Source organism: Microvirga arabica, from assembly GCF_016811235.1.
GTDB lineage: Bacteria > Pseudomonadota > Alphaproteobacteria > Rhizobiales > Beijerinckiaceae > Microvirga > Microvirga arabica.
On the sequence record NZ_JAFBID010000188.1, the window covers coordinates 1 to 1,531 of the forward strand.

Genomic DNA, 1,531 nt, shown 5'->3' on the forward strand with positions numbered 1-1,531 from the left:
AACACTGTCCGGAATGAAATCGGAATGGGTGTCCGGCTTCACCTTGGAATAAGCGTCCGGCTTCATCGGAATCCGCAATCAGGGCCGCCTCGCGGTCTGCCGCCAGGACAATGCCGGGCCGCTGGTTGGGCTGGCTGATCACCGCCATCCATTCTAGCGGTGTCAGCTGCAGCCTGATGGTGTAGCCGAGATATTCGAGCCTGAGTAACTCATCGGGCATTTCAGGGTCGGTCGGGTAAGGGCGCGGATCAGTCATGACACGTCAGCATTTGGTGATTGGACCGCGTTAAGGAAGCTCCCTGCCCTGCTGTTGGTCTCGCCGATCCACGCTACCAGAGAAGGTGCCTCTGGCCGGTAAGGTTGCGAGTTTCAGGTGTCGTTCTCGGAGGTTAGTTGCTGCGGGCGTGTGCCCTCATCTGGCATCTGCTTCTTAAGCCGCACGCCTGGCCCCTCCCCGTTCTCCGCAATGAAGATGACCCCAGCAGCTTCGAACGCAGATCGAATGGCTTCAAGTGTCGAGTGTTTCGCGTCTGCCCCATTCTCAATCCTGGTGATTGTATTTGCTGTAACCCCTGCTTTCTCAGCAAGTTCGCGTACGCCCCACCCAATGGCCGCACGCGCCATTCGGATCTGAACGGGCTTCATTTGTACAATGTCCAAACGTATGTTGACAAATCTAAGATTCCGCGCTATCTAGTGCGACACTGTACAAATGCCGACTTTCAGGAGCAACACGCCATGTCTGACATGGATCGTGATGGGCTAACGTATGCCTCACGCCCAGCTGCCTCGGAGAACCTCTCGCTGATGCAGCTCGAGGCGACCTTTGAGGCTGTGCTGGCTGAAGCCCTCGCCTCGGCCACGCGCCTGAACGAGCTGGAACAGACCTGGTCGCAGAAAAAACCGCCTCTGCCAGGTGTTCTCCTGACCACCCGAGCCGATGCCCTCTTCGACCTGTGCCACGAGAATGAAGTCGGCTTCTACTACACCGTCCGCGACATCCCAGCCTTGTACGAGACCGCGAAAGCCTCACCGCATCTCTGGCCGCGGGTGCAGACGATCGTCACGGCCCTTCACCGCCATCATTACGAGCTCTCGCTGGCGGCCGACGAACTCGGGTTGACGGCAGCCTATCAGGAGAATGCTGCGCACCAGCAGGCTGCCGCGGAGGCTGCGGATGCCATTCTCCGTCAGCCATCCAGCTCGGTGGCGGTTCTGATCGCCAAGGCCAGAGTTCTGGTGGCAAGCCGAGGTTTCGACTTGACCCAGGATCCTTGGTCCCTGAGCTCCCTTGACGAGCGCGCCCTCCTTGTTCTCGTGCAGGACCTGCTCTACACCCTCCCTGCTCCCAAGGCTCACGTCTGATGGCCTCCGAGTTCTCCTGCCTTCCCGCAGCATCCGCACACCGGCTGATGAGGCAGGGGTTATGAGCTTTGAGTTCTGGTTTGCCACCGTCATCCTGCCGGGGATCGTCTGCTGCATGGCTTGGGGCGCCGTGCTCCTCAACGAATGGCACTACAGACGCCAAGAC

2 protein-coding genes and 1 pseudogene are annotated in these 1,531 nt (G+C 59.5%); 1 reads left to right on the forward strand and 2 read right to left on the reverse strand.

Annotated elements, in window-relative coordinates; genetic code table 11:
- Positions 1–256 (reverse strand): annotated as a pseudogene (locus tag JQC81_RS32350) (hypothetical protein); the annotation flags it as partial.
- A gap of 113 nt (positions 257–369) precedes the next feature.
- Positions 370–645, reverse strand: a complete 276-nt coding sequence (locus JQC81_RS32355; protein WP_312887636.1) for a helix-turn-helix domain-containing protein — start codon at positions 643–645, stop codon at positions 370–372.
- Positions 646–738: 93 nt separating this feature from the next.
- Here JQC81_RS32355 and JQC81_RS32360 point away from each other — a divergent pair, with 93 nt between their 5' ends.
- Complete coding sequence (locus JQC81_RS32360) at positions 739–1,365, forward strand: hypothetical protein (RefSeq protein ID WP_203275849.1); 627 nt, start codon at positions 739–741, stop codon at positions 1,363–1,365.
- Positions 1,366–1,531: the final 166 nt, after the last annotated feature.

Coding starts and splice junctions, on each gene's coding strand:
- JQC81_RS32355 (WP_312887636.1), bottom strand. CDS start 645: ATGAAGCCCGTTCAGATCCGAATGGCGCGTGCGGCCATTGGGTGGGGC.
- JQC81_RS32360 (WP_203275849.1), top strand. CDS start 739: ATGTCTGACATGGATCGTGATGGGCTAACGTATGCCTCACGCCCAGCT.